Origin of the sequence: Marivita sp., assembly GCF_020055675.1 — a bacterium.
GTDB lineage: Bacteria > Pseudomonadota > Alphaproteobacteria > Rhodobacterales > Rhodobacteraceae > Marivita.
In genome coordinates this window covers 1-24,791 of sequence record NZ_JAIPUS010000001.1, presented here as the reverse complement: position 1 = coordinate 24,791, position 24,791 = coordinate 1, and the positions used below count along the sequence as shown (strand labels likewise).

The following is a 24,791-nucleotide window of genomic DNA, read 5'->3' as shown; positions in this document are numbered from 1 at the left end:
CAGGGACAGCTGCTCCGCAAATTGTTGCGGGTTATAGGCATGCCGAACCTGTGTGCAAGGGGCGAATGCCGTTTGCGGCCCGCGGTCGGGCGGGGCGTTGATGTGGCTATTGCGCGGCGTGCGATGCGCTGTGCTGTTGCGGACGGTAAAGGTAGTCGCGCGTGGCCGGCACGACATGCTGGCGGTGGCTCAGCTGGATCTGGAACACCGCCTGATGCTGTTCCTCGAAGGCCATTTCGCAGGCGACAAGGTAAAAGCGCCACATGCGGATGAACCGTTCGTCGTACATCTGGCGGACCGTGTCGAGATTGGCCTCGAAGTGTTGGCGCCAGCGGTTCAGCGTCGGGCCGTAATGGCCGCGCAGCACCTCGATATCGGCGAGCCAGAAATCGGCCCGTTCCATCGGCGCGGCGAGGTCGGACAGGGACGGGACATAGCCGCCGGGGAAGATGTATTTCTCCAGCCAGGGCGAGGTTGGCAGCGGCGGGGCGACGCGGCCGATGGTGTGGACCAGCGCGATGCCGTCCGGGTCGAGAAGGTCGTGTATCTTGCCGAAATAGGTGGGGTATTGCGGCAGTCCAACATGTTCGAGCATGCCGACGCTGACGATCCTGTCGAATCGGTCGGTCACTTGCCTGTAGTCCTGCAGGCGAAACTCGGTCCGGTTTTGCAGGCCAGCCTCTTGCGCCCGGCGCTGGGCGGTTGCGTGCTGGTTCTGCGACAGGGTGAGCCCGGTCACGTGAACGCCGTGGTCGCGGGCGAGGGTCAGGGCCATTCCGCCCCAGCCGCAGCCGATGTCGAGAACCCTTTGCCCAGGCGACAGGCAGAGCTTGGCAGCGATATGCGCCTTCTTGGCGGCCTGCGCCTCTTGCAGTGTCATGTCGGGATCCGCGAAATAGGCGCAGCTATACTGCATGTCCGGGTCGAGAAACTGCGTGTAGAGCGTGTCGGAGATGTCGTAGTGATGCGCCACATTGCGATGCGCCCGGCGGGGATCGTTGCGTTGCATCCATTTGCGTAAGCCGGCACGCACCCGTGTCAGCCCGCGGTGGAAGGCGGGCATATTGCCCGCGTTCTGGTTGCGCACGAGAAGGGTGAGAAAATCGAACAGCCGGTGCTGGTCGATGATCAGCGTGCCGTTCATGTACCCTTCGCCGAGTGCAACCACCGGGCGCAAGCAAAGCTCGCGGGTCAGGGCCGGGTCGGTGAGTTGGATGCAGACCGGTCCGTCCTGGCTTTCGTCTTTTCCATATTGCCGGGTTGTGCCATCCGGATACGTGACGTTCAGCTCACCACAAGTGATCAGGCGGGCCAGCATTGCGTCGAGAGCTTTATCCCACATCGCCACCTCCTTTTTGATCATGGAACGGGACTGGGTGCGTGTTTGCCGGTGCCAAGCCTATCGCGAAAACGCTTTCCTGCCAAATCCCTTGGCGCGTCCCTTGACTTCCCCGCTGTTCGCAGGTGTATCGGCCCGTAATTCACGTACACGTTTTTCAAGGGGCATGACCATGCACGCCTTTCGCACCCATACTTGCGCAGATCTGACAGCGGCAAATGTCGGCGACACCGTTCGGCTGTCCGGCTGGGTGCATCGCATCCGCGATCACGGTGGTGTGCTTTTCGTCGATCTGCGCGACCATTACGGGATCACGCAGCTGCTCTGCGATCCCGACAGCCCGGTCTTCGCCGCGGTGGACAAGGTGCGGTCGGAATGGTGCATTCGCATCGATGGCGAGGTGAAGGCGCGTGATGCAAGCCTTGTGAATCCAAAGCTCCCCACCGGTGAAATCGAAGTGTTCATCCGCGATATCGAGGTTCTGGGCGCGGCGGAGGAATTGCCGCTGATCGTCTTTGGCGATCAGGAATATCCGGAGGAAACGCGCCTGCGCTACCGGTTCCTTGACCTGCGGCGCGAGGCGATGCAGCGCAACATGACGCTGCGGGCGGATGTTGTCACGTCGATCCGCAAGCGGATGTGGGACCAGGGGTTCCGTGAATACCAGACGCCGATCATCACCGCGTCGAGCCCCGAAGGCGCGCGCGATTTTCTTGTTCCCAGCCGTCTGCACCCGGGCAAGTTTTATGCGCTGCCGCAGGCGCCGCAGCAATTCAAGCAGCTGATCATGGTCAGCGGATTCGACAAGTATTTCCAGATCGCGCCCTGTTTCCGCGACGAGGATCCGCGCGCCGACCGGTCGCCGACGGATTTCTACCAGCTTGACATGGAAATGTCCTTTGTCAGCCAGCAGGACGTTTTCGACACGATCCAGCCGGTGATGCAGGGCGTGTTCGAAGAATATGGTGGCGGCCGCGCGGTCGATACCCACTGGCCGCAAATCTCGTACCGCGATGCGGCGCTGTGGTATGGCACCGACAAGCCCGACCTGCGCAACCCGATCAAGATGCAGGTCGTGTCCGAGCATTTCCGCGGTTCGGGCTTTGCCATCTTCGCCAAGCTGCTGGAGCAGGACGGCACCGAGATCCGCGCGATTCCCGCGCCGGGTGGCGGCAGCCGCAAGTTCTGTGACCGGATGAACGCCTTTGCCCAGAAAGAGGGTCTGCCCGGCATGGGCTATATCTTCTGGCGCGATCAGGGCGATGGGCTGGAAGCCGCCGGCCCGCTGGCCAAGAATATCGGGCCGGAGCGCACCGAGGCAATCCGCCAACAGCTTGGCCTTGGCGTCGGGGATGCGGCGTTTTTCCTTGGTGGTAAGCCATCGAGCTTCGAGACCGTGGCCGGCAAGGCGCGCGTCGTCATCGGCGACGAGCTTGGCCTGACCGAAACGGACCGGTTCGCCTTTGCCTGGGTCGTGGATTTCCCGATGTACGAGGCGGACGAGGAAACCGGCGTCGTGGATTTCAGCCACAACCCGTTCTCCATGCCGCAGGGCGGGATGGACGCGTTGGATGGCAATCCGCTGGATGTGCTGGGCTACCAGTATGACCTTGCCTGCAACGGCTACGAGCTGGTGTCGGGCGCGATTCGGAACCACAAGCCCGAGATCATGTTCAAGGCGTTCGAGCTTGCCGGCTATGGCGCGGACGAGGTGCGCAAGCGCTTTGGCGGCATGGTCAACGCGTTCCGTTTTGGCGCGCCGCCGCATGGTGGCTGTGCGGCGGGCATCGACCGGATGGTGATGCTTCTGGCCGACACGGCGAATATTCGCGAGGTCATCATGTTCCCGATGAACCAGCGGGCCGAAGACCTCATGATGGATGCCCCGTCCGACCCGTCAAGCGATCAGCTGATGGAGCTGGGCCTTCGGGTCATCCCGACCGAGGACTGATACGCGTATCACAGGTGCTCTGTAAACGCGGCAAGCACGCGTTCGTAGACGTGGCGCTTGAACGGGACGATATGGTTGATGAGCTGCTCTGGCGCCATCCATTTCCAGCGGCTGAATTCCTGATGTTCGGTCGCGATGTTGACCTGGTCGTCTGATCCGGCAAAGCGCATCAGGAACCATTTTTGCTCCTGCCCGCGATAGCGCCCCTTCCAGAGCTTTCCGACCAGGTCAGGTGGAAGGTCATAGGGAATCCAGTCCTTGGTTTCCGCTTCGATCCGCACGAGGTCGGAGGTGACGCCGGTTTCCTCCCACAGCTCGCGCAGGGCGGCATCGCGCGCGGCTTCTCCCTTGTCCACGCCACCCTGGGGCATTTGCCAGGCCGGGCCGGGGTTGTCGATGCGCTGGCCGACGAAGACATGGCCCTCGTGGTTCACGAGCATGACGCCGACACAGGGGCGATAGGGCAGGCGGGCGATCTCTTCGGGGCTCATCGTTGGGGGTTCCCGTTTCACTCTTGCGCAGCGGCCGTGGCCCTGGTCAGGCTCCACAGGACCGCCGTGCCGCACCAGGGTTCGATACATAAACGCGCGGCGATTTCAAATGCCAAGACGGGCGGTGACGCCTTGGCCACCCTTTGCCTTGATCGGTTCAGCACCAAACCCGGAGGCTGCCAGGCCTCCGGGTTCGAGCGTGTCAGGGACCGGGTCGCAGCGCGCCCTAGTCGTCGGAGGGTTGCAGCGCCGTCAGACCCTTGAGGATGTCGATGGCATAGGCCAGCTGGTAATCCTCTTCGCGCAGCTCGGCAGCCGCTTCGGCCTTGGCGCGGTCCTCCTCGATCTGCTGGATTTCGTCTTCGCTCAGGCTGTCATTGCCGAGGCTGCCGCGCAGATCGGCTTCGGAGCGGCTGAAGGGGCTTGTCTGCTCTTCTTCCTCTTCTCCGGCCACCGGGCGGCGGGGTTGGGCCACAACGATGTCGGGCGATACCCCAAGCGACTGGATCGAGCGGCCGGACGGGGTGTAGTAGCGTGCCGTGGTCAGGCGCATGGCGCCGTCGCCGCGCAGGGGCATGACGGTCTGGACCGAGCCTTTGCCAAAGCTCTTGGTGCCGACGACAATGGCGCGGCGGTGGTCCTGAAGCGCGCCCGCGACGATCTCGGAGGCCGAGGCGGAGCCGCCATTGATCAGCACGACGATCGGTTTGCCTTCGGCAAGATCCCCCGGGGTGGCGTTGTAGCGGTCGCCGTCCTCGGGCTGTCGGCCGCGGGTGCTGACGATTTCACCTTTTTCGAGGAACGCATCGCTGACGCGGATCGCCTGGTTGAGCAGACCGCCGGGATTGTTGCGCAGGTCAAGCACGATGCCTTCGATCGCGTCCATGCCGCCGGCGGCTTCGACCTGTTCGGAAAGACCCTCTTCGAGGTTCGAGAAGGTCTGGTCGTTGAAGGTGGTCACACGCAGCACAACCGTGTCGCCCTGCAAGCGGCTGCGCACGGCGGTGAGCGTGATCGTGTCGCGGATGATCGACACGTCGAAGGGTTCGGCTTCGCCCTCGCGCACCACGGTGATGATGATTTCAGATCCGACCGGGCCGCGCATCATGTCGACCGCTTCGTCGAGAGTCAGGCCAAGGACCGACTCACCGTCGACATGGGTGATGAAGTCGCCCGCCTCGATCCCGGCGTCATCGGCCGGGGTGCCGTCGATGGGCGAAACCACCTTGACGAACCCGTCCTCTTGCGTGACCTCGATCCCGAGACCGCCGAATTCGCCGCGCGTCTGGACGCGCATGTCGGCCGCATCCTCGGGCGAAAGGTAGCTGGAGTGCGGATCGAGCGAGGTGAGCATCCCGTCGATCGCGGCTTCGATCAAGTCGCTTTCATTGACGTCCTCGACATATTGCGAGCGAATGCGTTCGAAGATATCGCCAAAAAGGTCGAGCTGTTCATAGACGCTGGATGACCGCTCGGTTTCCTGTGCGACCAGGGGGCCAACCAACTGGGTCGTGGCAAGGATGCCCGCCAATGTCCCGCCGAAGGCCGCCATCAAAATCTTGTTCATTCGGTTGTTCCCTTATCTGCTGTGAACCACCCAAGGGGGTCCTCTGGCGTGTCGCCCGATCTGACTTCAATATAGAGCGTTTCGGACAGCGCTTCGCCAGTCCTTTCACCGGATGGTGATTGAATATCGTCGCTTTGCCCTGCCGGTCCACCCATCAGGCCCACCGGGCTTGCCTCTGGCAGGACCTGTCCGATTTCGCCAAACACCGTATCAAGCCCGGCCAACACAAACAGGATATCGGGTTCAGGTTCAAGGATCGTGACCAGACCATAATCCAGAAGGGGCCCCCGGTAGCGGATGGTGGCGGCGGTGGGTGTTGTCACCAGGGCGCGGGGCCGCGTGGCGATCAGGACGCCGGGGCGGGTCACGCCGGCGGCGTCGGTTTCTCCGGCGCGGCGCAGCACTTCGCCCGACACCGGCAGCGGCAGGCTGCCCTTGCGGGCGCGCGCCGCAGGCAGATCGAGATCCGTTTCGTTTTCGGTGATCTGGCTGAGACCGGCGGCAAAGCCATCGAGCGTTTCGCTCGCTCCGATCAGGATCGCGGTGCGCACGGGATCCTCGGTGAACTTGCGCGGCAGGTCGGTGCGGTCGGCGATTGCCTGGGACAGCGCGGTGCGCGCGGTCTGAAGATCGGCCAGCCCGGATTGCAGGGTGTTGGCCGCGTCCTGTTGCAACTGGCGCAGGGCGGTCGCCTCTTCAACATCGGCCCGCAGACCGGCGGCGGCATCGGACAACGCGGGTGTGACCGCCGCCATCAAAAGCCCCGCGCGGGCTGCCCCGATGGGGCCATCGGGATGCACGAAACTCTGTGGTCCGGCATCTGTTCCCAGCGCCGAGAGCGCGGCGAGCAGCCGCGTGACCTCGCCATCGCGCGCATCGAGCACGCGGCGCAATTCGGTTTCGCGGATCGAGGCGGCGCGCAGGCCGTCGCGCATCGCGGCCAGCCCGGTTTCGAAGGCGCGGACGGCCTCTGTCAGGGCGCGGACACGGTTGCGCGCGCTTTCGGCAGCGTCAAGCTTGCGGGTCGCCGCTTCCAGCTGGGATATGGCGGTACGCGCCGCCTCGGCCGGGGTTTGCGCCTGCACCGGCATGCCAAGCAGACAGAGAATCAGCGCCAGGCGCGTCACGGGCGAATCAGGCTTTGGCCCGTCATTTCCGCGGGCTGCGGCAGGCCCATCAGCGCCAGAAGCGTCGGGGCGAGGTCGGCAAGGCGGCCATCGGCCAGGCGCGCGTCCTCCGGCCCCCCAAAGAGCACCACCGGCACGAGGTTTGTGGTATGTGCGGTGTGCGGGCCGCCGGTGACGGGATCGACCATGGTTTCACAATTGCCGTGATCGGCGGTGACGATTATCGCACCGCCAGCCGCGTCGACAGCTTCGAGAACGCGTCCCAGCCCGGCATCGACCGCTTCGCAGGCCGTGATCGCGGCATCCAGATCGCCGGTATGGCCGACCATGTCGGGATTGGCGTAGTTGGTCACGATCAGGTCGTAGCCTGCGTTCACCGCGGCGACGAATTTTTCGGTCACCTCGGCCGCAGACATTTCGGGCTGCAAATCATAGGTGGCCACCTTCGGGCTTTTGGGCATGGCACGGTCTTCGCCGTGCTGTGGCGTTTCCTGCCCGCCATTGAGAAAGAAGGTGACATGCGGGTATTTTTCGGTCTCGGCAAGGCGGAACTGCGTGCGCCCCTGTTTGGCGATCCATTCGCCCAGCGTGTTGCGGATATCCTGCTTGGGGTAGGCCGTTGTCATGTAGGCGTTATGGTCGGTGGAGTAATCCACCATGCCCAGAAGCCCGGAGAGGTCGGGCCTGTCGCGGTCGAACCCGTCGAAATCCGGCGCTCCGATGGCGGCGAGGATTTCGCGCGCCCGATCAGCGCGGAAGTTGAGGCAAAAGACCCCGTCGCCGCTGGCCAACCCCTGATAATCGCCGATCACGCGCGGTTCGATGAATTCGTCGGACTGGTCCTTGGCATAGGCGTCTTCGATCGCCGCAAGCGCGCTGTCGGCGCGGGCTCCTTGTCCCAGGATCATGGCTTTGTAGGCGCGTTCGACCCGGTCCCAACGCGTGTCGCGGTCCATCGCGTAGTAGCGCCCGATCACGGTGCCGATGGCGGCATCCTTCGGCAGGCTCTTGCCCAGGTCGGCGATGAACCCCTTGGCCGAAGTCGGCGCGACGTCGCGCCCGTCGGTGATCGCGTGCAGCACGACATCGACGCCCAGCTCTGTGAGCATTTTCACCGCGGCCTTGATGTGGCTGATATGCCCATGCACCCCGCCGTCTGACACGACACCCATGAGATGCGCGCGCCCGCCGGCCGATTTCACCGCCTTGGCGAAATCGAGAATCGCGGTGTTTTCGAAAAAGCTGCCATCTTCGATGGCAAGGTCGATCTGGCCCAGGTCCATCGCCACGACGCGGCCCGCGCCGATATTGGTGTGTCCGACTTCGGAATTGCCCATCTGGCCCCTGGGCAGGCCGACATCGGGACCGTGTGTGACCAATGTGGCGTGCGGGCAGGTCGCCAGAAGGTGGTCCATCGTCGGGGTATGCGCCAGTTTCGGGGCATTTGCTGTCGCGTCATCGCGCAGGCCCCAGCCGTCGAGGATGGTCAGAACAACAGGTTTGCGGGTGATCATGCGGTGTCCTCTGCTCGGCCCGGTATCGTCACGCGGTGTAGCAGAGGTGAGGCGGGATGGGGAAGGGGGCGCTTGGTCCGTTTGATCGAACGGCTTGCGCGGTCGAGGCCCTAGCCGAACATCCGCCACCCGGCCAGCCACCGGCTCAGCGTGGTGATCGTGCAAAGCGCTGCGAAGGTATAGGCCAGCCAGGGAAAGGCTGCCGGCAACAGGCACATGGCAACGAACAGCGCGATGGTTTCGGTGCCTTCGGTCAGGCCACCAAGATAATAGATACCCTTGGTCGGGTAGTCTTGCGAGGTCAGCCCGCGTTTTTCGGCGATGATCGAGAAGGCGAGAAAGCTTGATCCGGTGCCGATGAAGCTGCAGATCAGCACCGCGGCGGGCAAGGCGTTGACGGCCGGGTCATGCAGCGCGAAGCCAAGTGGAAACAGGCCATAGACCATGAAATCGAGCGCGATATCGAGGAACGCGCCGCGATCGGTGGGCTGGGTGAGCCGCGCCACCGCACCATCGAGACCGTCTGCCAGACGGTTGAGGGCCAGTCCCAGCAGCGCCAGCCAGAAGAGGCCCGCCCAGATCGCCAGCACCGCCATGAGACCGATGGCAAAGCCCGCCAGGGTAACCTGGTCGGCGCTGACACCACGTGCCGCCAGCGCATGGGCCGGGCGGTCTAGGCTGCGTTTGACAAGCGGCACGAGCGCGGCGTCGAGCATGGTCTGGCCTTTCGAAACGGTCAGCCACGCCATATCGCCGCCTGGCCAAGCGGGCCATTGAAATCTTGCACACCGGTTTGTCATTTGACCGCAACCCGGCCCCGCTGGTTTACAGCGCGGACAGAACTGTTGCCCGAAGGACAGAGATATTATGACCATGCGCAGATTCATTGTCGCGGCCGCACTGGCTGCCTTTTCCACGGTTGCCGTCAGGGCCGAGCCGGATCCATCGGATTGGGGTGCGGTGACTGACGACGCACGGGGTCAGACGGTCTATTGGAACGCCTGGGGCGGGTCGGACACGATCAACGGGTTTATCGCGTGGATCGGCGACCGGGTGGCCGATGAGTACGGGGTGACGCTGGAGCATGTGAAGCTGTCGGACACTGCGGAGGCTGTCAGCCGGGTTCTGGCAGAGCGGTCCGCGGGCAAGGATACGGGCGGCGCGGTGGATCTTGTCTGGATCAACGGCGAGAATTTCGCCGCCATGAAGCAGCAGGATTTGCTGTTCGGTCCGTGGGTTGAGCAGATGCCGAGCTGGGCCAATGTGGATGTCGCGGGCAAACCGGCCGTGGTGTCGGATTTCACCGTGCCGACAGACGGACTCGAGGCGCCGTGGGGCATGGCGCAGGTGGTGTTCTATTATGACAGCGCTCGCCTGGAGCAGCCGCCGAAGACGATGTCGGCGCTGGCGGAGTATGCCGCGGCCCATCCGGGGCGGTTCACCTATCCGCAGCCGCCGAATTTCCTCGGCTCGACCTTTCTCAAGCAGGCTCTGACAGAGTTCGTGCCGGACGCGGAGATTTTGCAGGGCCCTGTCGAGGCGGCCGATTATGCCGCCGTGACCGCCGACTTCTGGGCGTTCCTGGAGGCCTTGGCGCCCAACCTTTGGCGACAGGGGCGTGCCTATCCGCAGAACGAGGCGCGGCAGATCCAGTTGATGGCGGATGGCGAGATTGACCTTGCGATCAGCTTCAACCCGAACGAGGCCAGCAACGCGATCGCGAATTTCCAGTTGCAGGACAGCGTGCGATCCTACGTGATGGATGCCGGGTCGATCGGCAATGCCAGCTTTGTCGCCATTCCGTACAACGCCAATGCCAAGGCCGGCGCGATGGTCGTTGCGAATTATATCATGTCGCCAGAGGCCCAGGCCAGGATGCAGGACCCGGAGGTCTGGGGGCTGGGCACGGTTCTGGACCTCGACACCCTGACCACGGCCGAACGTGCCCGGTTCGAGGCGCTGGAGCTTGGTGTCGCGACATTGCCGCCCGACGAGCTGGGATCAACCCTTCCCGAGCCGCATCCAAGCTGGATGGTGCGGCTTGAAGAGGACTGGATGGACCGGTTCGGCGTCGCGCGATAGAAGGGCGCGCGCGTGGCGGCAACCTGCGAGACACAATCGGTCCGGGCCCGGGTGCTGCCTTGGGCCCCGGTGCTGACGCTCGGCATCATGCTCGGTCCGGTGGCGGCCGGGGTGCTGGGCACGCTTGGCCCCGCCTTCGGGTACATGCCCGCGCTCGGGGGGACCGAGATCGGACTGGATGCCTTTGCCATGCTGTTCGACTGGCCCGGACTTGTCCCGGCCTCTGTCCTGAGCGTGACAACGGGTCTCGCGGCGACGGCGCTTTCGCTCTTGCTGGTGGCTGTGATCTGCGCGGCCTGGAGCGGATCGGTCGTTTTCCGGATGATCGAGCGGCTGCTGTCACCGCTCTTGTCGGTGCCGCACGCGGCGGCGGCGTTCGGGCTGGCGTTCCTGATCGCACCGTCGGGGTGGATCGCGCGGGCGGCCTCGCCCTGGTTGACCGGCTGGCATCGACCGCCGGATGTGCTGATCCTGCAGGACCCGCTGGGCCTGTCTCTCACCGCTGGGCTGATCGTCAAGGAAGTCCCGTTCCTGTTGCTCATGACGCTGGCCGCGATGTCGCAAATCCGGACGGCACAAGCGCGGGATACGGCAATGGCCCTTGGTTATGCGCCGGTCACGGCATGGTTCAAGACCGTGTTTCCGCGCGTCTATGCGCAAATCCGCCTGCCGGTTTACGCCGTGTTGGCCTTTTCCATGACCGTGGTGGACGTGTCGCTGATCCTCGGGCCGACAAAGCCACCGACGCTGGCGGTCCAGATCCTACGTTGGATGAACGACCCGGACCTGAAGCTTCGGTTTCTTGCCTCGGCCGCGGCGGTCTGGCAATTGGGGCTCGTGATCGCCGCCTTGCTTCTGTGGCGGATGTGCGAGGTCGGTGTCGCAGGTCTGGGGCGCCGCTGGGTTGCCTCGGGTGCGCGGGGCGGCGCGACACGAACGGTGCGCGCGCTGTCGCTGGTTGCGGCGCTGCTGAGTGGCGGTGCGATCCTGTTCGGCCTTCTGGGCCTGGTCGTCTGGTCCTTCGCCGGGTTCTGGAGCTTTCCCGCTCTTTTGCCCGACGGGTTCAGCACCAGGACATGGATGCGCCACGCAATGAGCCTATGGCCTGTCGCGACCGAGACACTGGTGATCGCGGCAAGCGCGACATTGGTGGCGCTGTTCCTGACATTGGCGTGCCTTGAGGCAGAGGAGCGGCACGGCCTGCGGCCCGGCGCGCGGGCGCTCTGGCTGCTTTATGTGCCGCTGATCGTGCCGCAGATCGCATTCCTGACCGGGTTGCAGACGCTGGCAATTTTCGCCGGTCTGGATGGCAACCGCATGGCCGTCATTGCGGTGCATATCATTTTCGTCCTGCCTTACGTGTTCCTGTCGCTGGCCGACCCGTTCCGCGCCTGGGATGCCCGATATGGCCATGTGGCGCGGGCCCTCGGGGCCGGATGCGACGGAGTTCTGTGGCGCGTGCGCCTGCCAATGCTGCTGCGGCCCATCCTGACAGCGGCGGCGGTGGGATTTGCAGTGTCGATCGGGCAGTTCCTGCCGACGCTTCTCGCCGGGGCGGGCCGGGTGCAGACGCTGACCACCGAGGCGGTCGCGCTGGCCTCTGGCGGCGACCGTCGCGTGATCGCTGTCTACGCGCTGAGCCAGACCGCGCTGGCGCTGCTTCCGTTTGCCCTGGCGCTGCTGGTGCCCGCCGTGGTTTGGCGCAATCGCAGGGGGTTGCGGCATGGCTGAGACCGGACTGACACTGGATGGCGTGGTGATCCGCCGCGACGGGCGCAGGCTGGTCGATATCTCGGACCATGTCGCACCTGGGGAGGTGTTGACCGTGATGGGGCCCAGCGGGTCCGGGAAATCAACGCTATTGTCATATGTCATCGGCACGTTGGCGTCGGGGTTCGCCGCGCAGGGGCGGGTGCGGTTGAACGGTCAGGACATCACAGATCTGGCCCCCGAAGCGCGGCACGTGGGCATCCTGTTCCAGGATGAATTGCTGTTTCCCCATTTGTCGGTGGGTGACAACCTTGCCTTCGGGCTGCGTGCGACGGTCCGTGGCCGTGCGGAACGGGCGCGCCGGACTGCGGCGGCCCTGGAAGATATCGGGCTGGGCGGGTACGGCGACCGGGATCCCGATACGCTTTCGGGCGGTCAAAAGGCGCGTGTTGCGCTGATGCGGATGCTGCTGTCGGGACCGAAAGCACTGCTTCTGGACGAGCCGTTTTCACGGCTGGATACGGAGCGGCGCGACAAGATCCGCGACCTGGTATTTGCCCAGGCGCGGGCAAAGGGGTTGCCCGTCCTGCTTGTGACCCATGACCACGCCGATGCCGAGGCGGCCGGGGGCCGTGTTCATCTGTTGGACTAGCGGCGCCTGGACACTAGCCGATGCGGAGTGCGAGCGCATGCGCCGCTTCGGCGGGCAGGATCAGGCCGCACTTTGCATAGCGTGGGACCATGCGGCGCGGGTGCTGCAGGACACGCCAGACCCATTCCATCGCGATGGCGCGCACCCATCGGGGCGCGCGGACCTGCGTTCCGGCGAAAAAGTCCAAACCGGCGCCGATTGACACGAACCCGACCGAGGGCAGTTTGCGCCGTCCGTAGGCCGCGAAGAGTTCCTGTTTCGGAGCGCCAAGCGCGAGATAGGCAAGATCGGCGCCTGCGCCCTCCAGTCTGGCCAGCACATCATCTGCCGACGCTCCTGTCGGATCAAAGCCCATGCACGGGGCAATCGTCGCCACGACGCGCGCGCCGGGGACTTCGCGTTCCAGATAGGTTCTTGCGCCGGTCAGCGCCTCCTCCGTGCTGCCGACGAGGGCGATGGTCCGGCGATGATCCGCAGCCAGCCGTGTGATTGGCAGGATCGCGTCCGAGCCGGGGATCAGATCGACATCGTGACCGGCCAGCCTCGACAGCCAGACGATGGGGTTGCCATCCGCGACAACCATGTCCTGAGCGCCATATGCCTCGCGGAAGCGGGGATCAGAGCGCAGTTTGACAAGGTGGTCGAGATTGATCGTGGCAAGGGAGAAGCCCTGATCTGCCGTGAACCGGGACGTCAGCTCATCAAGCAGGGCTGGCCAGTTGGGAACAGTCACCGGCACGTCATAGCCGGCGCCCCAGAAGCGCATGGGTTCGGCTCGAATGGATTTGTCATCTTTTGCCATGGCGTCACATCGTCGGGTGATCGGTGCAAAATCAAGACAAACCAAAGGAATTCCTGAGTCTTCATCAATAAAATGAGCTTTTGTCGAATTCTGACCATGATTGGTTGGTGTAAGCACGCCCAAGGCGATAAAAAGACCAGAGAGCAGAGTGTGACAGACAAGCGCGTTCGACTTCCACAAGCCATGGTATCCGCCCGTTTTCCAGTTGGAGGTTCAGTGTGAGCGGTGTCGTGTCGATCATTGGCTGCGGGTTCGTGGCCGACCTTTACATGACGTCCTTGCAGGCCATGGACGGGATTACCGTTGCCGGCGTGTACGACCACGACGCGACGCGTCTGGCGCAATTCTGCGCGCACTGGAACGTGCCGGCGGCGGAGTCGCGCGCGGCGTTGCTCGACCAGCATCCGCGGGATGGGGTGGTGCTCAACCTGACCAACCCCTCTGCGCATTTCGAGGTGAATTCGGCCTGTCTCGCCGCTGGGTGTCACACCTATTCGGAAAAACCGCTGGCACTGCGGCTGGAAGACGCCAAGACCCTGCATGCGAGCGCCGACGCGGCGGGGGTGATGCTGGCGTCTGCCCCGTGCAGCGTGCTGGGCGAGGCGGCTCAGACATTGGGTCATGCGCTGCGCCGCGGGACGTGTGGCACGCCGCGCGCCATCTATGCCGAGCTGGATGACGGTTTCGTGCCGCAGGCTGCCTACAAGAAATGGATTTCCGATTCGGGCGCGCCATGGCCGTTCGAGGACGAGTTCAAGGTGGGCTGCACGCTTGAACATGCAGGGTATTACCTTGGCTGGCTGATCTCGTGGTTTGGATCGGTCCGCACGGTCGTGGCGGCCTCGGCCGAGACGATCCCGGACAAGGAGGGTCGCGGTCCTCATGCTCCGGACCTGTCGGTGGCGACGCTGTTCTTCGACAACGGGCCGGTGACGCGGCTGACCTGCTCCATCGTGGCACCGCATGATCATCGGATCAGAGTGATCGGCGACCATGGCGTGTTGTCGTGCAAGGCGGCATGGGACAATTCGGCCAAGGTGACATTTGCCAAGCGCATGACGGTGCGGCGCCGGTTGATGGAATCGCCCTTTCCCAGAAGGCTGAAGCTGTCACGGCCGACGCATCCCAAGGTGAACCGCTGGGGCGCGGCGGCGATGAATTTCATGCTTGGCCCGGCAGAGATGCTCGACGCGCTCCACGAAGGGCGGCCGTCGCGCCTGTCCAATGATTTTGCGCTGCACATGACCGAAGTCGCGCTGGCGATCCAGAACGCCGGGGAACATGCGGGCGCACAGGCCATGACCACGACGTGCGACCGAATGGAGCCGATGCCATGGGCGATGTGACACGGGTCGCGATCACCGGGGCGTCCGGCTTTATCGGGCGCGCCACCGTTGCCGCTGCCGTCAAGGCTGGGCTCGAGGTGGTGGCCGTTCAACGCTCTGCTGTCGCGCTGGGCACCGGTGTGGCATCTGTGGCGATTGATCTGGGCGACGATGCGGCGGTTCCGGCGCTGGTTGACGCGTTGGATCGCGTCGATGCCGTGATCCACCTTGCCGCCGCCATGTCCGGCGATGCGCAGGAGCATGCGCGGCTGACCATCGGTGGCACCGCGCGGCTGACGCGGGCGATGGCAGAGGCCGGGACGCGGCGGCTGACATTGGCCAGTTCCATCGCGGTGTTCGACACCAGCCATGTGCCGATCGGCGGGACGCTGACGGATGATTGCCCGCTGGTGACCCCCGAGGCGCCGCGGGACGCCTATTCCGGCGCCAAGGTGGCGCAGGAAAACCTGGCAAAGGCGGCGGATCTGGACACGCTTGCGATCCTGCGCCCCGGTATCGTGCATGACGCGGATCACCTTTGGAACGCGCATCTCGGAATGGGTGTTGGGCCGGTGCTGTTCAGGAGTGGCGGCGATGATCCGTTGCCGATGTGCCATGTGAATCATTGTGCCGCGGCATTGGTGCAGGCGACAGTGCGGCAGGTGGATGGCGCATTCACCGTGATCGATCGCATTGTGCCGACACGGGCCAAGGTGATCGACGCGTTGCGCCGGGGCGGCTGGCCCAAGATGGTGGTGCCTGTCCCTTGGCGCGCGGTGTCCAGCCTGGCCAAACGCTTGCAGAAACAGCGCAACAAGCTGCCAGGGCTGCTGCGCGAGGAGGTGTTGCGCCAGCGGATGTTGCCCATGCGATACGATTTCACGCGGCCCGACTGGGCCAACGCCCTGCCCGAGGAAAAAACACCGTGGGGAGCCGTGCAATGACATTGCCAAAAATCGCCTATCTGACCGGCGAATATCCCCGCGCCAGCGATACGTTCATCCAACGTGAAGTGGCCAATTTGCGTGCGCTGGGCCATGAGGTTCTGACCTGTTCGATCCGCACAACCGGGGCCGAACATCTGGTCGGGCCGGAACAGCGCGCGGAGCATGCGCGCACCTTCGGAGTTCTGAAAGCGGTGCGTGATCCGGTCACCACAATCAAGGCGCATTGGCGCTGGATGCAGTCGCCGGGGCGCTATGTCTCGGCGCTGGGACTTGCATGGCGCACCGCACCCAAGGGGATCAAGGGGCGGCTCTACAACCTGATCTACTTTGTCGAAGCGGGCGTTCTGGCCGCCAGGTTGACCGATGACGGTGTGACCCATTTGCACAATCATATTGCCAAGGCGTCTTGTACCGTTGCGATGCTGGTTGGTGCGATGTCGGGAATCCGCTGGAGCTTTACCATCCACGGACCCGATATATTCTTTGAACCGCATCACTGGCGCATTGATGAAAAGGCCGCGCGCGCGTCGTTCGTGGCGTGCATCAGCCATTTCTGCCGGTCGCAGCTGATGTGTTTTGCCGGACCGGAGACCTGGAACAAACTGCATATCGTGCATTGCGGTGTGGATCCGTCGCGTTATTCCCGCGTGCCGGACCGATCCGGAGCCCAGGTGCTGTTCGTTGGCCGGCTTGCCGGGGTCAAGGGCGTGCCGATCCTGATCGATGCAGTTGCGCGGTTGGTGGACAGCTATCCTGACCTGACCGCGCGGCTGGTCGGGGACGGGCCGGAGCGCGCCGCACTTGAGGCAGAGGTCAAGGCGCGCGGCTTGCAGGACCGTGTGGTGTTCCTTGGCTACCGGTCACAGGCCGAAGTGGCCGAGGAATTGGCACAGACGGACGTGTTTGCCCTGCCCAGCTTTGCGGAGGGCGTGCCGGTGGTCTTGATGGAAGCGATGGCCGCGCAGGTGCCCGTGTTGACAACACGGATCGCGGGCATTCCCGAATTGGTTGAAGACGGGGTCAGCGGGCGCGTGGTGGCACCCGGCGACGGCGTTGCCTTTGCCGGGGCGATGGACGCGCTCCTCGCCGATCCCGAACAGCGCAAGCGCTATGGCGCGGCCGGGCGGGCCAAGGTCATGGCCGAGTATGACGCGGCACGGGAAGCGCGCTGGCTTTCCGACCTTGTCTGCTCTTACGCGTCAGGTGGACCCACCCTTGGTCTGCGCCCGCACCCGGAGGACAAGTGATGAGTGTTGATGTTGTTTTGATCGGACGCAACGAAGGAGAGCGGTTGGTTCAATCGCTGGCCACCGTTGTCCCGCAGGCGCGCAGGGTCGTTTATGTTGACAGCGGCTCGACGGATGACAGCGTGGCCAACGCGCAAAAGGCCGGGGCGGAAGTGATGCACCTCGACATGTCGGTTTCCTTCAGCGCTGCGCGGGCGCGCAATGTGGGGTTGACTATGCTGATGGCGCATGACGATCCGCCCGACTTCGTGCAATTCCTGGATGGCGATTGCCGGATGGTGGCGGGCTGGCTCGATGCTGCCGAGGCCAGGCTGCGGGCGGCGCCGGATCTTGGCTTTGTCACCGGTCGTCAGGCCGAACTGGATCGCGATCAAACGGTGTTCAACCAGATGTTGGATTTCGAATGGAAGCGTCCGGAGGGCGAGATCGAGAGCTGTGGCGGCAACATGGTCGTGCGCGTGTCGGCCTTCCAAAACGTTGGCGGGTTCGATCCGTCTGTGATCTCTTCCGAGGATGATGAATTCTGCTCTCGTCTGCGCAAGGCGGGCTGGCGGCTCGAGCGGATCGGGGCGGACATGGCGTTGCATGATGGCGGGCGGCTTCGGTTCGGCCAATGGTGGATGCGGGGTGTCCGCGCCGGGCACGGGTTTGCGCATGTGGGCGGTATGCACCCGGAGTATTTCGTGCGGGAGCGGCTGCGTGGATGGGTTTACGGGCTGATCTTGCCAATGATTGCAGTGCTCGGGGTTTTTGTGTCACCGATTGTGCCATTGCTTGTCCTGGCGGTTTACGGGCTGTCCTATCTCAAGACGGTGTTCGGCTTGCAGCGCTCTGGCTTGCCGGGTCACGAGGCACGGGCCCATTCGGTCTTGCTGACAGTGTCGAAGTTTCCCAATTGCCTCGGCATGATCCGCTATCACCTCCGGCGACTGAGCCACAGACAGATGCGACTCATTGAATACAAGTAAAAGATCGAGGCGAATGACGTCCTTCAAGACACGGGTTGGTCTGATCGGGGCCGGGCCACCCCGTTCGGGTCCTGAAACAGGATGTCCGATCAACAATGCCCTCAAAACCGACGTATTCTTGACAGAATGACCTGTCACCCAGGCAGGGAGTGATTATGTCCAGTAGATGGATCGAAAGGCGACCATGCCGCGTAACGAGGCTGAAACATGACTGACCAGCCGAAATTCCAACGCCGGAAACGGCGTGGGCAGGGAAACTCTGTGGACGCGCCGAACATTGCGCGCCCTGATCCCGACACCGAAGCGCTCTTGGCCCAGAAAGACGCGTTGTTACAGCGCAAGGCCGAGCGTGACGCCGAAGATGCGAGGCGCGCCCGGCACGAGACGGATGTCACCGCGGAACAGCAGCGCGCGGCCAAGCAGAAAGCCGAACGGCAGCGACTTGCAAAAGCGGAGGCGTCGCGTCAGCGCGATGCGGGCAGGAAGGCCGAACAGGCCCGTGCGGAGGAGTTTGAGGCGGAGCTGCGCCGATTGGGACAGCTTGAGGAGGAACAGGTCCAAGAGGCCGAGCGTCAACGCGCAACCGAATTGGAGGCGCAAAAGCCGCGGATTTCCAAGGCGCCCGCCGCGTCGAAGACACCGCTGGTACTGGCCAGCCCGTCGGTGGCGCAGACCCGGCCGGAGCCCGTACATGACCCCGAAGAGGCATGGCGCGGGCTGGACCGGTTCGAGATTGATGTAAAGCGCCTCACCAAGTCGAACATCGTCACCGCGCTGCGCGAGGACCCGGCGCATACGCGGTTCGACATTCTGCGCACGCGGATGCTTCAGGCTTTGGTGGAGAACGGGTGGAAGCGGGTCGCGATCACCTCGCCCACAAAGAACTGCGGCAAGACCTTTACCGCAGCAAACCTCGCGGTGAGCCTGTCTCGACAGGAGAATTGCCGCACGGTTCTGCTCGATCTGGATATGCGCAGCCCAAGCCTTCACAAGATTTTCGGAGTTCGCGATACCGGCTCTATCGGTGACATGCTGCGCGGCCAAATCGCGGTCGAGCGGCATTTGCAGGGTTTTGCGCCCAATTCGATTTCGGCAGGAAGCCATGTGGCGTTGGGGTTCAACGGGATCACGGAGCCATATGCGGCGGAATTGCTACAGGACCCGTCGACCAGCCGGGCGCTGCGCGATATCGAGACACAGCTTGACCCCGACGTGATGCTGTTCGATCTGCCGCCTGCGTTGCTCAATGACGATGTGATCGCGATGCGTCCGCATATTGATGCGCTTTTGATCGTCGCCGCCGGCGGGTTGACCAAGGCGAATGACATCAAGGAAACGGAACGCCGGCTGGGCGAAACGACACCGCTTCTGGGCGTTGTGCTCAACAAGGCTGAACAGAACGAGTCCAGCGAATACGCCTATTAGGGTCCAGGCCTTGATTTGTGTGGCGATCATGTGCCGTCATGTGGCAGCCCTTTGCGTCTCGTGGTGCAGAAACCCGATCGCCGGGCTTGGAGTGGGGATACCCGCTGCGAGGTATCACCGGACGGACGTGCCCGCCCATTGTCTCAGCGCATCGAGGAACAGCCCGTATGGACGGCTCAGCACGATCATGAAGACGATAGCAGCCCCGACGGCGGAAACGATCTCGGCAAGTGTTGCACCGGCAATTGCGAGTGTCGTCACGTAGACCGGTACCTGAAATGTCAGGAATGCAAGGATATCACAGATGACACCCGCAAGTCGCCGTTGCGGCCTCAGCATGTTGAAGACGAAGTCTCGCCATATGCCATAAGGTCGCCCGGTCAGCATCATCACCGGTATCATGATGAGCCGCGCGATCAGGACCTGAGCGGGGTGCATCCCGGCGATTATCAGTTCACTGAAGCCAGCAACGGTCGTGAAAAACACGACCGCCCCGAGGGTGTCGACAAAATAGCCTTTCATGCGCGTGGGTTATTCGGTTCCTCACGCCCTGTCGAGCATTTTGCCCCAGTGTCTGGACCCTAAGGGGCGGTGCGCGGGTTGAGATTGAAGCCGATCAACCCGGCGAGCGGTTTCGCGATCAAGGCAATCAGGCCCACAAGCATCGCCACAAGGACGCCCAGACCAAACTTCGATCGCTTTTTCTTGTCCGGTTTTGATTTCTGCGTCCCGGTGCCGAGCATCGGAACAGAAATAACCGGGCGAACACCGAGGGCGCGTTCCATCTGGCCGCTGGTGCGCAATGGCGGGTTGAGGATTTCCAGGACAAAGGCCACGCCCAAGGCGAACAGGCCGCTTGCAATCCCGCCCAGCATCGCGATTGACCGCTTGCTGCGCGAGATCGCGTAGCTGGGCGGGATCGCGGGTTCGAGAACCTCGAACCGGGTGAGCTGGCGCTGCTGCTCGAGGCTCTGGCTCATTTGCGCATCGGCCTGCCGGCGCGAGATGACGGTAAATTGTTCGTTGAGCTGCGAAAGTTCGCGCTCCAGCGCCGCCAGATCGCGCTCGACCGTTGGTGCGCGTGTAAGCAGGTCGTTGATTTCGGCAATCCGCTCTTCGATCAGGGCGATCTGGTCTTCCAGCCCGTCCACCTGCCGCGCCAGCGTCTCGGGGCGGACACGCGAGGTGTTGGATTGCAGGCTCAGGATTTGCTGGCGCAGGGTCAGAAGCGATCCGTTCAGTGTTGTCAGTTCGCCTTGCAGCACACTGACATTGCCGGGCAGCACCTCGGCATTGTCTGATTTGAACACGCCGATCGCCTCTTCAGCCGCAACGATCTCTTCGCGAATGCGCGCCTCTTCGGCATTGAAGAACTCAAGCTCGACCTGGGCGCGGCCCACGCTGCGCGCGCGAGCCTCGTCGAGCACGCGGGCCATGATTTCGTTGGCCACATCGGCGGCGGTCTCGGGATCGTCAAGGTCGACCTCGATCACCACGCCCGAGACGGCCCTGTTCGTCTGCCATGTCTCACCGGTGAGAATCGGATTGATCGAAGCGGCTTCGCGCATCCGGGCCAGACGCTGTGTCACTGTCATGCTGGGGTCTTCGTTGAAAAGACCATAGGTGTCCATGATGTCGACCAGAGAGCCACGCGACATGACCCGTTGTTCGATCAGACGCACGGTGCGGCGCGCATCAAGGCCACCGCGGGCTTCGGTCGGGGTGCCGGGTGACGAGTTGGTGCTGCTGACTTGCGCGTCCTCGATCTGAACGACCGCGGTCGCCTTGTACACCGGGATTTGCGACAGGGCGATCAGGACCGACAGGACGCATCCGATCAAGGTGATCAGGATGATCAGCCACAGACGCCGCTTGATCGCAGCGAAAACCTCGTCCAACGATTGAAAGTACACCACGTGTTCGGCTCCAAAACCAAGGCCCCCGCCTTGCCCAGCTTGCGGTCGAATTGTGACCGCACGCCTCGGACAAGACATAATCTAACTAAAATACGGCGCAACTGCGACCGCAAAGACCCGCGTGTCTGGAAACAACGCGTTTCCCGCGAGCCGTCGAGACGCGGTGTTATTTCGCGCCCTGCGAGATGCCGGTGACCGGCACGCGCGAAACGACATCCCAGACCGTCTGTTGCATCAGTTCGGCCAACTGCGGGCCCGGCGCCTTGGCTGGCGTGCCATCGGCGCGGTTCAGCTGCGCGGGAAGGCCGACAGGCGAGTCATGGTACAGAACCGCGTAATGGGTCAGAGCCACGAGATAGGCGCCCAGATCATTGAGGTGAATGGGATCCAGCGATCCGTCTTCCTTGCGGGCAAAGAGGTCCTCGCGCGAAGTCACGCCATCCACGCCATCGCCCGCTTCGATCCGGCGGGTGAATTCCGCCATCACGCGACCGGCCGGGATCACGTAGATCGGCGGTGCGTCAGGCTCGGTTGACATCGCCCGCGCCAGAAGCACGCCTTCCCAGTATCGGGCGGGATCCGCATCGAGCCGGGTGAGCCAGCCTTGGGGATCGGTCAATTCGTGCCAGGATTCGTAAAGGTAGACGCGGATTCCCGGGTTCCCGTCGCGCGCCGCCCTGGCCCACCTTGCGACATATCGGGGGGATGCGAAATGGTCGATCGCCGCCTCGATCTCTACCATCTCGGTCAGGATGAAGGCGTCGTAATCGCCGCTGGCCAGCGCCTTTTTGGCATCGCGGAAGTGATCATGGGCGTTTTCTGCATCAAAGCCATTGATCGGCGTATTCGGTTCCCAATGCGCCTTGAGCGGCGTGCCCCATCCAAGCTGCGACGCATGCAGGTGCCCTGCCATTTGCGCCAGCATTGCGGGCATGTCGCGACCGACAAGCGAATGGCCGAGATGATACACCGTCAGCGGGTCATTGGGGGGCGAAAGTGGCGTGTCGTACCGCGCGGCGAGTGCATCAGGCGACAGGGCTTCTGGCGGTTTGAGATAGGTCCAGACGGCGATGCCGCAGATGATCACGGCAAGCGCTGCCACCAGGATGATCGTTGGTTTCATCGCATTACGCCTGTCGCCTGGCGCGCATGGCGCGACGGCGGGCCATCGCATCGGCGCGGGCTTGCGCACGGTCCCGGCCGGCCGGTTTGGTCATGGGTGTCACGGTTGCCGGATCCGTTGAAGCTGATGCTGTGCCTTGAGCGGCGCCACCCAGTTTGGCCACGCGGTCGGCCAGACCTGCCAGGGTCGGATACTGGAAGATGTCGGTGATCGAGAGTTTGGCCAAGTCCAACCTGTCCCGGAGCGCGCGATGGGTCTGCACCGCAAGCAGCGAATGCCCTCCGAGGTCGAAGAAATTGTCGTCTGGCGCAATCGACTGAACGCCCAGAACCTCGGTCCAGATTTCTGCGACCCGGCGGCGCAGCGGCTCGTCGGCCTGCCCGGCCCCCTGTTGCGGCGCGGCAACCTGCGGTTTTTTGGGCGCCTCCGGGGCCGCTGAGAAGGCGGGCAGCGCGTTTCGGTCAATCTTCTGGTTCGGAGTGACGGGAAAGGCGTCGAGCGCCACGAAATGGGCCGGGATCATGTAATCCGGCAGGCGCGCGGCGAGATCGGCGCGCAGGGCTTTCGTGTCGATTGCCGTGCTTGCCGTGAAATAAGCCACGAGCCGCACGTCACCGGGTGTCTTCTCGTGGGGCATGACAACCGCATTGGTGATGCCGCCTGTCTCCTGGAGGGCGCTTTCGATTTCGCCAAGCTCGATGCGGAAGCCGCGCAGCTTGACCTGTGTATCGGTGCGGCCCAGGAAATCGATCCGGCCATCGGCGCGACGGCGGACCAGATCGCCGGTGCGGTAAACGCGGCCCTGCCCGAACGGGTTGGCGCGGAACCTGTCTGCTGTCATCGCGTCGCGCTGCCAGTAGCCACGTGTCACGCCATCGCCGCCGATCCAGAGTTCTCCGGTTTCGCCGATGCCCATCGGAGCGAGCGCGTCATCCAACACGTAAAGCTGCGTGTTGGCGATAGGGCGGCCGATATTGACTGTCGCCTCATGCGCCGAGCCGGGTTCGGTTGCGGACCAGATCGTGGTTTCTGTCGGTCCGTACATGTTGGTGATCGTGGCATCCGTTGCCCGGTTGAGCTGCGCGACCAATGCACCGGGGAGCGCCTCTCCTCCAAGAAAAACATGCTTGAGCCCGCGCAGCTGCGCCCGGGCGTCATCGTCCATGACAATCATCTGTGCCATCGAGGGCGTACACTGCATGTGGGTCACGCCGTGTCGTGCCAGCATGGCTGCCATGGAAAAGTCGGTTTCCTCGTGGTCGGTCTCGGGGGCCGATCGGTACACCACCTCGGCCAGCGGTTTCAATCCCTCCAGGACCTGATCCGTCGCGATGCCATAGTCGATCAGGCAGGCGATTTCGGACACGCCGATGGCCTTGAGCTGATCGACACGGGCCAGCGCGTCCTCGATCGTGCCAAACAGGCCGCTGTCGTTGAAATACCGCTCGAACGCGAAATCGAGAATGCCTTCGAGGTCTTCCTCGCTCAGGTCGCCAAGGTCCAACTCGAACGCGTTTTTCACACCGTCCGGCCGTTTGAAAGCCGGGAAGGCCCAGGCGTATTGCTTGATGAGACCGGCGGCGGAGCGCAGGTAGTCCTTCATCGGTTCGCGTGCAATCTCGCGTGCCGCGTCGCGCGTTTCGGCAAGGCAGGTGTGCAGCATCAGCGTAACGGTGAAGTCTTCCGGATCGTGTCCGGCATCGCGCAGGGCCTGACGGTACAGCGCGATCTTTTCCGCAACCTCCTCCACGGATTGACCCAGGAGATGGGTGAGGACATTGGCCCCCTTGGCCCCGGCCTCTCGCCACGTGTCAGGATTGCCGGCGGTCGTGACCCAGATCGGCAGTTCCCTGGAGACAGGGCGCGGCTGTGTGACAACCTCGTGCATCTGGCCGTCCTTGCGCGGAAAGGCCACCGCTTCACCGCGCCAGAGTTTGCGCACTTGCGCGATCGACTCGAACATCGCGGTCTTGTTTTCGGGCGGTGTGTTTTCCGGGCGCAGGACGAAATCATCCGGCTGCCAGCCGCTGGCGATCGCGAGGCCGGCGCGCCCGTTGGTCAGGTTGTCGATCACTGCCCATTCCTCGGCGATGCGGGCCGGATGATGCAGCGGTGCGACGCAGGAGCCCGCGCGCACCCCGATATGCTTGGTGATAGCTGCCACGGCGGCCCCGGTGACGGACGGGTTCGGGTAGAGCCCGCCGAAGGCGTGGAAATGCCGCTCGGGCGTCCAGACCGCCTGGAAGCCGTTCTCGTCGGCGAATTTTGCGCCTTCGAGGAGCAGGGTGTACTTGTCGGTTCCGACCCCGTCGTCGTTTCCCCAGTAATAGAGAGAGAAATCCATGCCGCCTTCCACCGCGCCATGCCCGTCGCCGCCGGTCTCGCCGCCCGCGACGAACTTCTCGTCACCCAGAAGCACCACCTCGAAGCCCCGCGAGAGGGTCCAGAAGAGCTCCAGCACTGAGATGTCGAAGGAGAGCGACGTGACCGCGAGCCAGACCTTGCGGTCGTCATGCGCAATCCGGTCGTCCATGCCGGTGAAGAAGTTCTGCACGTTGCGGTGCTCGATCATCACCCCCTTGGGCGTGCCGGTCGAACCGGAGGT

At 63.7% G+C, this 24,791-nt stretch carries 20 protein-coding genes; 9 read left to right on the top strand and 11 right to left on the bottom strand.

Annotated features, from left to right (window positions below):
• Positions 1-106 precede the first annotated feature (106 nt).
• Positions 107-1,342, bottom strand: a complete 1,236-nt coding sequence (locus tag LCF59_RS00100) for a cyclopropane-fatty-acyl-phospholipid synthase family protein (protein ID WP_292284422.1) — start codon at positions 1,340-1,342, stop codon at positions 107-109.
• A 169-nt stretch (positions 1,343-1,511) separates the two neighbouring features.
• Between LCF59_RS00100 and aspS the strand changes: the two genes are divergently transcribed.
• Positions 1,512-3,290 carry an aspartate--tRNA ligase gene (gene aspS, locus LCF59_RS00095; protein ID WP_292284420.1) on the top strand — a complete coding sequence of 593 codons (1,779 nt, stop codon included), beginning with the start codon at positions 1,512-1,514 and terminating at the stop codon, positions 3,288-3,290.
• Between the two features lie 8 nt (positions 3,291-3,298).
• On the opposite strand, the gene LCF59_RS00090 is transcribed toward aspS, so the two are convergent.
• The 5 genes from LCF59_RS00090 to LCF59_RS00070 form a co-directional block, all read right to left on the bottom strand.
• Complete coding sequence (locus LCF59_RS00090; protein ID WP_292284418.1) at positions 3,299-3,781, bottom strand: RNA pyrophosphohydrolase; 483 nt, start codon at positions 3,779-3,781, stop codon at positions 3,299-3,301.
• Positions 3,782-4,007: 226 nt separating this feature from the next.
• Entirely contained in the window at positions 4,008-5,348 is a 1,341-nt protein-coding gene (locus tag LCF59_RS00085) for a S41 family peptidase (protein ID WP_292284416.1), read from the bottom strand.
• A complete protein-coding gene (locus tag LCF59_RS00080) occupies positions 5,345-6,475 on the bottom strand; it encodes a peptidase M23 (RefSeq protein ID WP_292284414.1) in 1,131 nt (376 codons plus the stop codon). The genes LCF59_RS00085 and LCF59_RS00080 overlap by 4 nt, the downstream gene beginning before the upstream one ends.
• Positions 6,472-7,989, bottom strand: coding sequence for a 2,3-bisphosphoglycerate-independent phosphoglycerate mutase (gpmI, locus tag LCF59_RS00075; RefSeq protein WP_292284413.1), 1,518 nt, complete (start codon positions 7,987-7,989; stop codon positions 6,472-6,474). The genes LCF59_RS00080 and gpmI overlap by 4 nt, the downstream gene beginning before the upstream one ends.
• Before the next feature lie 110 nt (positions 7,990-8,099).
• Positions 8,100-8,705, bottom strand: a complete 606-nt coding sequence (locus LCF59_RS00070; RefSeq protein ID WP_292284995.1) for a CDP-alcohol phosphatidyltransferase family protein — start codon at positions 8,703-8,705, stop codon at positions 8,100-8,102.
• 157 nt (positions 8,706-8,862) lie between these two features.
• Between LCF59_RS00070 and LCF59_RS00065 the strand changes: the two genes are divergently transcribed.
• The 3 genes from LCF59_RS00065 (at position 8,863) to LCF59_RS00055 (ending at position 12,433) form a co-directional block, all read left to right on the top strand.
• Positions 8,863-10,071: an ABC transporter substrate-binding protein gene (locus LCF59_RS00065; RefSeq protein WP_292284992.1), complete on the top strand. Its 1,209-nt coding sequence runs from the start codon at positions 8,863-8,865 to the stop codon at positions 10,069-10,071.
• Positions 10,072-10,158: 87 nt separating this feature from the next.
• The gene (locus tag LCF59_RS00060) at positions 10,159-11,802 is read left to right on the top strand and encodes an ABC transporter permease (protein ID WP_292284990.1); all 1,644 of its coding nucleotides are present in this window, start codon (positions 10,159-10,161) and stop codon (positions 11,800-11,802) included.
• The gene (locus LCF59_RS00055) at positions 11,795-12,433 is read left to right on the top strand and encodes an ATP-binding cassette domain-containing protein (protein WP_292284411.1); all 639 of its coding nucleotides are present in this window, start codon (positions 11,795-11,797) and stop codon (positions 12,431-12,433) included. The genes LCF59_RS00060 and LCF59_RS00055 overlap by 8 nt, the downstream gene beginning before the upstream one ends.
• Positions 12,434-12,446: 13 nt before the next feature.
• On the opposite strand, the gene LCF59_RS00050 is transcribed toward LCF59_RS00055, so the two are convergent.
• Positions 12,447-13,235, bottom strand: coding sequence for a WecB/TagA/CpsF family glycosyltransferase (locus LCF59_RS00050; RefSeq protein ID WP_292284409.1), 789 nt, complete (start codon positions 13,233-13,235; stop codon positions 12,447-12,449).
• Between the two features lie 218 nt (positions 13,236-13,453).
• Here LCF59_RS00050 and LCF59_RS00045 point away from each other — a divergent pair, with 218 nt between their 5' ends.
• The 5 genes from LCF59_RS00045 to LCF59_RS00025 all read left to right on the top strand — a co-directional run bounded on the left by LCF59_RS00045 (position 13,454) and on the right by LCF59_RS00025 (position 19,147).
• Positions 13,454-14,581 (top strand): Gfo/Idh/MocA family oxidoreductase, encoded by a 1,128-nt coding sequence (locus LCF59_RS00045; protein ID WP_292284407.1) that lies wholly within the window; start codon positions 13,454-13,456, stop codon positions 14,579-14,581.
• Positions 14,569-15,504 carry an NAD(P)-dependent oxidoreductase gene (locus tag LCF59_RS00040; protein ID WP_292284405.1) on the top strand — a complete coding sequence of 312 codons (936 nt, stop codon included), beginning with the start codon at positions 14,569-14,571 and terminating at the stop codon, positions 15,502-15,504. Before LCF59_RS00045 ends, LCF59_RS00040 begins: the two co-directional genes overlap by 13 nt.
• Complete coding sequence (locus tag LCF59_RS00035) at positions 15,501-16,754, top strand: glycosyltransferase family 4 protein (protein WP_292284403.1); 1,254 nt, start codon at positions 15,501-15,503, stop codon at positions 16,752-16,754. The genes LCF59_RS00040 and LCF59_RS00035 overlap by 4 nt, the downstream gene beginning before the upstream one ends.
• On the top strand, positions 16,754-17,722 hold the full coding sequence (locus LCF59_RS00030) for a glycosyltransferase family 2 protein (protein ID WP_292284400.1): 969 nt from the start codon (positions 16,754-16,756) through the stop codon (positions 17,720-17,722). Before LCF59_RS00035 ends, LCF59_RS00030 begins: the two co-directional genes overlap by 1 nt.
• A gap of 207 nt (positions 17,723-17,929) precedes the next feature.
• Positions 17,930-19,147 (top strand): P-loop NTPase, encoded by a 1,218-nt coding sequence (locus LCF59_RS00025; RefSeq protein WP_292284398.1) that lies wholly within the window; start codon positions 17,930-17,932, stop codon positions 19,145-19,147.
• Positions 19,148-19,261: 114 nt separating this feature from the next.
• Here the strand turns inward: LCF59_RS00025 and alaE are convergent, their stop codons facing one another.
• The 4 genes from alaE to LCF59_RS00005 form a co-directional block, all read right to left on the bottom strand.
• The gene (alaE, locus tag LCF59_RS00020) at positions 19,262-19,669 is read right to left on the bottom strand and encodes an L-alanine exporter AlaE (RefSeq protein WP_292284396.1); all 408 of its coding nucleotides are present in this window, start codon (positions 19,667-19,669) and stop codon (positions 19,262-19,264) included.
• Between the two features lie 59 nt (positions 19,670-19,728).
• A complete protein-coding gene (locus tag LCF59_RS00015) occupies positions 19,729-21,063 on the bottom strand; it encodes a Wzz/FepE/Etk N-terminal domain-containing protein (RefSeq protein ID WP_292284394.1) in 1,335 nt (444 codons plus the stop codon).
• Positions 21,064-21,229: 166 nt separating this feature from the next.
• Positions 21,230-22,186 carry a hypothetical protein gene (locus LCF59_RS00010; RefSeq protein ID WP_292284392.1) on the bottom strand — a complete coding sequence of 319 codons (957 nt, stop codon included), beginning with the start codon at positions 22,184-22,186 and terminating at the stop codon, positions 21,230-21,232.
• Between the two features lie 4 nt (positions 22,187-22,190).
• On the bottom strand, positions 22,191-24,791 hold a 2,601-nt coding region (locus LCF59_RS00005), incomplete at its 5' end, for a MupA/Atu3671 family FMN-dependent luciferase-like monooxygenase (RefSeq protein WP_292284390.1).

What these genes read in the sequence shown, in the direction of transcription:
- gpmI (WP_292284413.1), bottom strand. Translation starts at nt 7,989, where the DNA reads ATGATCACCCGCAAACCTGTTGTTCTGACCATCCTCGACGGCTGGGGC.
- LCF59_RS00025 (WP_292284398.1), top strand. Translation starts at nt 17,930, where the DNA reads ATGACTGACCAGCCGAAATTCCAACGCCGGAAACGGCGTGGGCAGGGA.
- alaE (WP_292284396.1), bottom strand. Translation starts at nt 19,669, where the DNA reads ATGAAAGGCTATTTTGTCGACACCCTCGGGGCGGTCGTGTTTTTCACG.
- LCF59_RS00060 (WP_292284990.1), top strand. Translation starts at nt 10,159, where the DNA reads ATGCTCGGTCCGGTGGCGGCCGGGGTGCTGGGCACGCTTGGCCCCGCC.
- LCF59_RS00065 (WP_292284992.1), top strand. Translation starts at nt 8,863, where the DNA reads ATGCGCAGATTCATTGTCGCGGCCGCACTGGCTGCCTTTTCCACGGTT.
- LCF59_RS00070 (WP_292284995.1), bottom strand. Translation starts at nt 8,705, where the DNA reads ATGCTCGACGCCGCGCTCGTGCCGCTTGTCAAACGCAGCCTAGACCGC.
- LCF59_RS00030 (WP_292284400.1), top strand. Translation starts at nt 16,754, where the DNA reads ATGAGTGTTGATGTTGTTTTGATCGGACGCAACGAAGGAGAGCGGTTG.
- LCF59_RS00055 (WP_292284411.1), top strand. Translation starts at nt 11,795, where the DNA reads ATGGCTGAGACCGGACTGACACTGGATGGCGTGGTGATCCGCCGCGAC.
- LCF59_RS00035 (WP_292284403.1), top strand. Translation starts at nt 15,501, where the DNA reads ATGACATTGCCAAAAATCGCCTATCTGACCGGCGAATATCCCCGCGCC.
- LCF59_RS00040 (WP_292284405.1), top strand. Translation starts at nt 14,569, where the DNA reads ATGGGCGATGTGACACGGGTCGCGATCACCGGGGCGTCCGGCTTTATC.
- LCF59_RS00100 (WP_292284422.1), bottom strand. Translation starts at nt 1,342, where the DNA reads ATGTGGGATAAAGCTCTCGACGCAATGCTGGCCCGCCTGATCACTTGT.
- LCF59_RS00050 (WP_292284409.1), bottom strand. Translation starts at nt 13,235, where the DNA reads ATGGCAAAAGATGACAAATCCATTCGAGCCGAACCCATGCGCTTCTGG.
- aspS (WP_292284420.1), top strand. Translation starts at nt 1,512, where the DNA reads ATGCACGCCTTTCGCACCCATACTTGCGCAGATCTGACAGCGGCAAAT.
- LCF59_RS00090 (WP_292284418.1), bottom strand. Translation starts at nt 3,781, where the DNA reads ATGAGCCCCGAAGAGATCGCCCGCCTGCCCTATCGCCCCTGTGTCGGC.
- LCF59_RS00085 (WP_292284416.1), bottom strand. Translation starts at nt 5,348, where the DNA reads ATGAACAAGATTTTGATGGCGGCCTTCGGCGGGACATTGGCGGGCATC.
- LCF59_RS00010 (WP_292284392.1), bottom strand. Translation starts at nt 22,186, where the DNA reads ATGAAACCAACGATCATCCTGGTGGCAGCGCTTGCCGTGATCATCTGC.